This window comes from Phenylobacterium sp. (assembly GCF_030651755.1).
In the GTDB taxonomy this organism is placed as follows: Bacteria; Pseudomonadota; Alphaproteobacteria; order Caulobacterales; family Caulobacteraceae; genus Phenylobacterium.
In genome coordinates, this window is record NZ_JAUSBZ010000020.1 from 1 (window position 1) to 7,919 (window position 7,919).

A 7,919-nucleotide genomic window follows, 5' to 3' on the forward strand; every position below is an offset into this window, starting at 1 on the left:
CAGTGGGTCGAGCCGGTGGCGCTCAAGACCCTGGACGTCATCAATCCCGCCAATGAAGAGGTCGCCGGCAAGATCGCGCTCGGCGCCGAAGCCGATGTGGACAAGGCCGTAAAGGCCGCGCGCAAGGCCTTCGCCACCTGGTCTCAGACCACCCGCGAAGAGCGGCTGGACGTCATGCAGCGGGTGCTGGCCGAGTACCAGAAGCGCTTCGGCGATCTGGCCAACGCCGTCACCGAGGAAATGGGCGCCCCGGCCTCGCTGGCCCAGCGCGCCCAGGTGCCGGCCGGCATGGGCCACCTGGCCACCGCCATCGGCATCCTCAAGGACTTCAAGTTCGAGGAAGACCGCGGCGCGACGATGATCGTCAAGGAGCCGATCGGCGTCTGCAGCTTCATCACGCCCTGGAACTGGCCGCTGAACCAGATCATGTGCAAGGTCGCCCCGGCGCTGGCCACCGGCTGCACCATGGTGCTGAAGCCGTCGGAGGTCGCTCCCTTCACCGGCCAGATCTTCGCCGAGATCATGCACGAGGCCGGCGTGCCGGCCGGCGTGTTCAACATGGTCCATGGTGATGGCCTCGGCGTCGGCGTGCCGCTTTCGACCCATCCGGAAGTGGACATGGTCTCGTTCACCGGTTCGACCCGGGCCGGCATCGAGGTGGCCAAGAACGCCGCCCCGACCGTCAAGCGCGTGCACCAGGAACTGGGCGGCAAGAGCCCGAACATCGTCCTGGACGACGACGTCTTCGCCAAGAGCGTGGCCGGCGGCGTGCGCCAGATCATGACCAATTCCGGCCAGTCCTGTAACGCCCCGACCCGCATGCTCGTCCCGTCCAAGCGCATGGACGAGGCGATCGCCGTGGCCAAGGAAGCCGCCGCCCAGGTGACGGTGGGCGACCCCACCGGCAACGCCATGCTGGGCCCGGTGGTCTCCAAGACCCAATGGGACAAGATCCAGGACCTGATCCAGAAGGGCATCGACGAGGGCGCCACCCTGGTGGCTGGCGGGACGGGTCGTCCCGAAGGCCTGGACAAGGGCTACTATGTGAAGCCCACCGTCTTCGCCAATGTGAAGCCGGAGATGACCATCTCGAAGGAAGAGATCTTCGGTCCCGTCCTGTCGATCCTCGGCTATGAGAGCCTCGACCAGGCCATCGCCATCGGCAACGACACCGAATACGGCCTGGCGGCCTATGTGAACGGCGCCGACCTGGCCAAGGCCCGCGAAGTCGCTTCGAAGCTCCGCGCCGGCCAGGTGTCGATCAACGGCGCGTCGGACATGACCGCTCCCTTCGGCGGCTTCAAGATGAGCGGCAATGGGCGCGAGTGGGGCGACTTCGCCTTCCACGAGTTCCTGGAGGTCAAGGCGGTCATGGGCTACGCGCCCAAGGAAGCCGCCGAGTAGGCTTCGGCTCGAAAGACCAGCGGCCCCCGGCGATGTCGGGGGCCGTTTTCGTGACTGCGCCGGCAAGAGCGCGACGACCCCCCAAAAGACGCCCCCCAGGAGGAGACGCCGATGATGGATCCCCACTTTCAGGCCATGCTGGAGGCCCAGGCCAAGGCCGCCGAGGGCCAGACCCCTCCGCCCCTGGACGCCCTGCCGCCGGACATGGTCCGCGCCGGCTATCGCATGCAGCGCCAGGCCGCCGACCAGAATGCGCCCAAGGATGTCAGCGTCCGCGACCTGAAGGTCGACGGCGCGGCCGGCGAGATTCCGGCGAGGCTCTACACCCCGGCCGGGGCGCCTTCGACCACCGGCGGCCTCGTCTATTTCCACGGTGGCGGCTTCGTGATCGGCGACCTGGAAAGCCATGACGGCCATTGCCGACGGATGGCGGCTCTGGCCGGCGTCCGGGTGCTGTCAGTGGACTACCGCCTGGCGCCGGAAAACCCATTCCCCGCCAGCCATGACGATGCGCTCGCCGCCACCCGCTGGGCCTTCGACCATGCCGCGGAAATCGGCTTCGATCCGGCCCGCATCGCCGTGGGCGGGGATTCGGCCGGCGGCAACCTGGCCGCCTCGGTGGCCGCCGACCTCAAGGATGATCCCCAGCGCCGGCTGGCCTTCCAGCTGCTGCTCTATCCCGGCATATGGCCGGAAAAGGAGACGGCGTCGCGTCAGGCGCTGGACGGCCCCCTGCTGACCAAGCAGGCCATCGCCTGGTTCGACAAGTGCCTGGCGGCCATCGGCCATCCCCAGTCCCACCGGGCCATGCTGGGCAAGATGGACTGCGCGGGCCTGCCGCCGGCCCTGGTGGTCACGGCCGGCTTCGACCCGCTGAAGGACGAGGGTCGCGACCACGCCGAGCGCCTGCGGGCGGCCGGGGTCCAGGTGGAGCACATCGAGTATCCCAGCCTGATCCACGACTTCTACATCATGGCCGACGTCTCGCCGGCCGTGGGCGAGGCGGCCAAGGCCACGGCGGCGTCGCTCAAGGCAGCGCTGGCCTGAGGTTCAGATCGTCTGGGCGGGCGCCTGGACGATCTGTTCGACCTCGGCCGTGAACTCATCCCAGGCGGCCTGCATGGCCGGCGTCCAGGCCTCGCCGGCGATGTCGGCGAAGGCCTCGGCCATGGCCTTGTAGAAGGCGGGGAAGATGTCGGCCGGCACGCCGATGTCGTCGTGATTGCGCAGCTCGGCCCGCAGGAAGTTGGCGGCGAAGGCGTTGGGGCCCAGATAGTCCAGCAGGGTCTCGATGGCCTGGCGCAGCATCTGGCCTCGGGCCGCCCCGCGCTTGTCGCCGATGAACAGGGCCTCGGTTTCAGGATAGCGGGCGAACAGGCGAGCATAGACCTGCGGCGCAGGATCTTCGCTGTGCTTAGCAATCAGGTCGAGGCTGTCGAGAATGGCCTGGGCGTCCATGGGCGCGAGCTTAGCGCCCGGCCGCGGGCGCGCCCAGCACGGTTTGGATGGCGCCAGTCAGGCGGTCCAACTCCTCATCGGTAGTGACGAAGGGCGGCGTCAGATAGACCACCTTGCCCATGGGGCGGATCCAGCAGCCCAGCTCGGCGAACCGCTGGCACAGCGCGCCTGCGTCCACCGCGGCCTCGAACTCCACCACCCCGATGGCGCCCAGGGTGCGGACATCGACCACCCCCCTGGCCTGACGACAGGGCTCCAGGCCCGACCTCAAGGCGGCCTCGATCCGCGCCACATCGGCCTTCCAGCCGCCGGCTTCGAAGAGGTCGAGGGAGGCGCCGGCCGCCGCGCAGGCCAGGGGATTGGCCATATAGGTCGGCCCGTGCATCAGGGCCGCGCCCGCATCGTCGGACCAGAAGGCTTCGAAGACCCGGCGGCTGGCCACGGCGGCCGACAGGGGCAGGGTGCCGCCGGTCAGCGCCTTGGAGAGCGTGATGATGTCGGGCGTCACACCCGCGCCCTGGCAGGCGAACAGGTCGCCCGTGCGGCCAAAGCCGGTGAAGATCTCGTCGAAGATCAGCAGTACGTCGTGGCGGTCGGCGATGGCCCGCAGGCGGCGCAGCACCTCATCGTCGTGGATCAGCATGCCGCCGGCGCCCTGGATGCGCGGCTCGACGATCAGGGCGGCGATCTCGTGGCCCTTGTCGGCCAGCAGGGCGTCGAGGGCGGCTTCGCTGTCGGCGTCGCGGGGCAGGGCGACCACGTGCTGGCTGGGCATGACGCCTGCAAACAGGCTGTGCATCCCCTCTTCCGGGTCGCAGATGGTCATGGTGGCGAGCGTGTCGCCGTGATAGCCGCCGAGGAAGCTGACGAACTTCGAGCGCCCGGACACGCCGCGATTGATCCAGAACTGGATCGCCATCTTCATGGCGATCTCCACCGAGACCGAGCCGCTCTCGGCGAAGAAGACGTGGTCGAGATCGCCCGGCAGCATCGCCGCCAGCCGCCTCGCCAGGTCGTAGGCCGGGGCAAGAGGCGGAAGATCGTCCGGCCGCCCTGCCGGGGGCGGCGAGCGGGCGCATGGCGCGGCTGGCGCGTCCTGGATGGCGGGGGCTTCGTCCACGGGGTGCTCAGCACCGGCAATATGAACATCACCGGCGAGAGCTCCGACTACGGCCCCGACCGCCTCCTGCCGCGCAACGATCCAACTTCGTGGCCGCCTATTTCGACCACAGCGGCCTCTACAGCTTTGGGCGCTAGGCCGAGGCGGTGTTCTGGAACCTGCGCCAGCCGGGCGGCTGCTTTTGCCTGGTCAGTCCGCCCGAACCCCTGGTCGAGGCGCTGAACAGGTTTGCGGGCTCCTACTGGGCCGAGCTGGTGAGTGCCATGCGTCGCCGGTTGGGGGTGCGCAGCTATGGGATGGACGCCGATTCCAGCCTCGCCCAGGCGGCGTTCCAGGCGCTGGCGGCCGGCGGCAAGCCCTGCGCCGGGAGCCCTTCTTCTTCGACTGGTTCGGCGGCGATGACGCCCGCGCCCTGCCGGGCGCCCGCGGCGACATCTCTCGTCAGGCCGCCTTCGAGGACTTCCGCGCGCAACTGGCGGCCTTCGAGCCGGCCAGGCGTAATACCAACCGGCGCTGATCAGTATTCCTGGGCCCAGTCTCTGAGGCCGATGGACATGATGCGTCAGGGCTGGTCGGCGATGGTGTTCCAGGCGGCGCAGCAGTGATCGACGATGTCCGCGTAGTTCCTGAAGATGCGGCTGGAGAGGCGGTTGTCGCGCAGGAACTGCCAGAGGTTCTCGACCGGATTGAGCTCCGGGGCCTTGGCCGGCAGCGGCAGGAGGGTGATGTTGGGCGGCGTCTCGAGGGCCTGGGAGGTGTGCCACCAGGCTTGGTCGAGCAGCAGGATCGCGTGATGGCCGGGCTCGACCTGGGCGCTGATCTCGGCCAGATGGGCGTTCATTGCCTGGGTGTCGCAATAGGGCATGACCAGGCCGGCGGCGGTTCCCTTCTGCGGACAGATGGCGCCGAACAGGTAGGCCGACTGGGTGCGCTGGTCCTTGGGCGCGGACGGTCGGGTCCCGCGCCTTGCCCAGCGGCGGGTGAGCTTGTTCTTCTGGTCGATGCGGGCTTCGTCCTGGAACCAGACCTCAAGCCGGGTTCGCCTGGGGAGCCGCTCGCGGATCTCCTGGACCCGCAGGGGGAAAATCCCGCTTGAAGGCCTCCAGGGCCTGCGGGTTCTGGGCGTGGTGTCTGGGCCGGGCGGACAGGCGTCTGTAGCCGAGCGCCTTGAGGATCCGGCCCAGTCGGCTGGGTCCAGAGACACGCCGTATTCCTCGTGAATCCAGCCGGTAAGGTCGATCAGCCGCCAGCGCACCACCCCGTGAATGGCCAGGATCTGGCCGTCCTCCACCAGCCGGACGACGGCCGCCAGTTGCTCGGGCGTCAGCTTCGGCCTCGGCCCCGGAGCCTGGCGGTCGATCGGCCCGTCCGGCCCCTCGGCGTTGAACCGCAGCGCCCAGTCGCGAAGGATCTGCCGGTCCATCCCGCCCGCCGCCGCGGCCTCGCGCCGGCTGGCGCCGTCGTAGACCGCCGCCAGCGCCAGCAGCCGTCGAACCTGACGCGCGTCCCGGCTGGTCCGCGCAAGCGCCCGGACCCTGGCGGCATCGTAATCCTGGCGAAGCGCGATAGCTGGCATGGCGAAACCCTCCGGTCCCACCATCGAATCCTGCTTCGCCGCTCAGCGGAATCCCCCAGAGTCAGACGCCGCGCCGATTGGTATAAGGCGCTCTCACACCCCTATTTCGCCGCGCCTGAGCCCCAGGAGCTGATCTATGAGGAGATCGAGGCCATCCGGGGGCGGATCGACCAGGCCGACGACTGGAGCGCCTTCGAGGCCAAGCTCGCTGCGCTGGAAACCGCCCGTCAGGCCTATGAACCGAGCGAGGACTAGAGCAGTTTCCAAGCCGCCTGACTCGGGGGGATTCCCTTGAGGCGGCGAGTCTGACTCACGCTGGCTGCCGGTGAGGGAGGCCGGTGGCGATGGGCAAGCCGCTGCCGGTGGATCTTCGGGAGCGGGTGGTGGGGGCGGTCGACGAGGGGCAGTCGCGCCGCAAGGAGGCCGAGCGGTTCGGAGTCAGCATCTCCAGCGCGATCCGCTGGACCAGCCTGCGGCGGCGGACGGGCGAGGTGCAGCCCAAGCGCCAGGGGCGACAAGCGCTCGGGAAGGATCGAGGCGCATAGGCCGCTGATCCTGTCGCTGGTGGCGGCCAAGGCCGACATCACCCTGGCGGAGTTGCGCACGGCGCTCGCCGAGCGGGGCATTGCCGTGGCGATCTCCACGCTCTGGCGGTTCTTTGAGCGTCACCGGATCACGCTCAAAAGAAGACCGGGCATGCTCCGAAAAGCCGCCGCCCGCACCGTCGCCGCCCTCGAACGCGCCATCGTCGAGGCCATCGACACCTTCACCCCCACCGAGTGGGCCAACTACTTCGCCGCCGCCGGATACGATGCGACGTGATCGGAATCTGCTCTAGGCGGGTGGGCGCTTTGTGAACTGCCTGATTCGATCGACCATGTCCGGTCCTGCGCCCTGGCTTCGATAAACCTCGTGCGCCAAGCCGGCCGGCTGTGACAGGCCATCGGTTTCGGTCAGCAGCCGCTTGTTCGCGGCATGGCTGAATGACGAGTTGGTGAGAATTTCAGAGGTGAGGCTGTCCACGGCCGCTTCGAACTCAGCATCGGTCACGCACGCGTTGGCGAGGCCGATGGCCTCGGCTTGCCGTCCTGAATAGGTACGGCAGGTGAACATCATCTCGCGTGCCTTGTAGGTTCCCACCCGGCGCGGTAGCCGCTGGCTGAGGCCCCAGACCGGCGTCAAGGCCCATTTGGCGTGGGTGTCGGCGAATTTGGCGGATTCGGCCGCAAGAATGATGTCGCCAGCCAGGGCAAGCTCCAGGGCGCCGGTGTAGCAATGGCCGTGCACAGCGCAGACGACCGGCGAGGTAAGCTCGGCGAGGCGTTGGATGACATGCGACTGATAGTTAGGCCGGGGAAGTTTCTCGCCCTCGGCGATGTCGCCGAGATCGTGGCCCGCCGAGAAGCACCGCCCGGCGCCGCGCAGCACGACGACGCCAACCGGCGCCGCCTCCAGGTCGGCAACGTGGGCCTCGAGCGCCTTGAACAGATCGACATTCAGCGCGTTGAGCTTGTCCGGCCGGTTCAGCGTCAGCTGGCAGACGCCGTCCAGGTCAGAGCGGAGCACGAGATCATCCATTGAGTTCTATCCGATGTTCTTTTTCAAGGTTGTCGTCCTCTCCCGAAGTCAGGCAGCGGGGGCGTCCATCGCCTCGGCGTCGAAGCGGAACCCGGCGCCCTCCCGCATTATGTATCCCGCCGTCGGCGCCGCGTAGTGAGTGCCGATCACCAGAATGGGTTTGTCGGCCCATTCGGCGAACAGTCGCGCGCGCGTCGCCGCCGCCGCTCTCGGATCGCTGTCGAAGGGCGGCGACCAATGCGGATGGGCCATCTGGCACGGATGGTGGCTCATGTCGCCGGTGATGACCGCCGATTCACCGTTGGACTCGGTCATCACACTGACATGGCCAGGCGTATGTCCGGTGCTGGGCGTGAGCCGGAGGTGGGGCGAGATGCGGTGATCCATTTCGACGAACTCGGCGAGCCCCGCGTCGAGGATGGGCTGTACCGAGTCCGACAGGATCGTTTGCTGTTCCTCGTCGCCTTCTGTGCTCCAGTGGGCGAATTCGGTCTTGCCGAACAGGTAGCGGGCATTTGGAAACGTCGGAACCCATGCGCCGTCCTCAAGCTTGGTGTTCCAGCCCACATGATCCACATGCAGGTGGGTGCAGATCACGGCATCGACACTCTCCTGCGACCAGCCGACCTCGGCCATGGACTGCAGGAAGCCGGTGGCCAACGGCTGTCCACGCAGAATGGACCGGGGTCGATCGTTTCCGATGCAGGTATCCACCACCAGCCGTAGGCCCGGCGCATCCACCAGCAGCGCGTGGATGGACAGCAGCAGCTGATCCTGCTCGTT

The 7,919-nt window shown here is 68.0% G+C and carries 7 protein-coding genes and 3 pseudogenes; 5 read left to right on the plus strand and 5 right to left on the minus strand.

What is annotated here, in order from left to right; all coding sequences use genetic code 11:
• On the plus strand, nt 1-1,404 hold a 1,404-nt coding region (locus Q7V15_RS01665), incomplete at its 5' end, for an aldehyde dehydrogenase family protein (RefSeq protein WP_304753300.1).
• 111 nt (nt 1,405-1,515) lie between these two features.
• A complete protein-coding gene (locus Q7V15_RS01670) occupies nt 1,516-2,451 on the plus strand; it encodes an alpha/beta hydrolase (protein ID WP_304713920.1) in 936 nt (311 codons plus the stop codon).
• 3 nt (nt 2,452-2,454) lie between these two features.
• Here the strand turns inward: Q7V15_RS01670 and Q7V15_RS01675 are convergent, their stop codons facing one another.
• Nucleotides 2,455-2,862 (minus strand): globin, encoded by a 408-nt coding sequence (locus Q7V15_RS01675; protein ID WP_304713919.1) that lies wholly within the window; start codon nt 2,860-2,862, stop codon nt 2,455-2,457.
• Nucleotides 2,863-2,872: 10 nt separating this feature from the next.
• Nucleotides 2,873-3,886 (minus strand): annotated as a pseudogene (gene bioA / locus Q7V15_RS01680) (adenosylmethionine--8-amino-7-oxononanoate transaminase); the annotation flags it as partial.
• A 117-nt stretch (nt 3,887-4,003) separates the two neighbouring features.
• Here bioA and Q7V15_RS01685 point away from each other — a divergent pair.
• Nucleotides 4,004-4,204, plus strand: a complete 201-nt coding sequence (locus tag Q7V15_RS01685) for a hypothetical protein (RefSeq protein WP_304753301.1) — start codon at nt 4,004-4,006, stop codon at nt 4,202-4,204.
• Nucleotides 4,129-4,587, plus strand: coding sequence for a hypothetical protein (locus Q7V15_RS01690; RefSeq protein WP_304753305.1), 459 nt, complete (start codon nt 4,129-4,131; stop codon nt 4,585-4,587). The genes Q7V15_RS01685 and Q7V15_RS01690 overlap by 76 nt, the downstream gene beginning before the upstream one ends.
• On the opposite strand, the pseudogene Q7V15_RS01695 reads toward Q7V15_RS01690, so the two are convergent.
• Nucleotides 4,545-5,558: pseudogene (locus tag Q7V15_RS01695) on the minus strand (IS630 family transposase). The gene Q7V15_RS01690 and the pseudogene Q7V15_RS01695 sit on opposite strands and share 43 nt — an antisense overlap.
• 344 nt (nt 5,559-5,902) lie before the next feature.
• Between Q7V15_RS01695 and Q7V15_RS16465 the strand changes: the two are divergent.
• A pseudogene (locus tag Q7V15_RS16465) lies at nt 5,903-6,380 on the plus strand (hypothetical protein).
• A 12-nt stretch (nt 6,381-6,392) separates the two neighbouring features.
• On the opposite strand, the gene Q7V15_RS01710 reads toward Q7V15_RS16465, so the two are convergent.
• Together Q7V15_RS01710 and Q7V15_RS01715 are read right to left on the minus strand one after the other, a co-directional pair.
• On the minus strand, nt 6,393-7,136 hold the full coding sequence (locus Q7V15_RS01710; RefSeq protein ID WP_293322932.1) for an enoyl-CoA hydratase/isomerase family protein: 744 nt from the start codon (nt 7,134-7,136) through the stop codon (nt 6,393-6,395).
• A 48-nt stretch (nt 7,137-7,184) separates the two neighbouring features.
• On the minus strand, nt 7,185-7,919 hold a 735-nt coding region (locus Q7V15_RS01715), incomplete at its 5' end, for an MBL fold metallo-hydrolase (protein ID WP_304753303.1).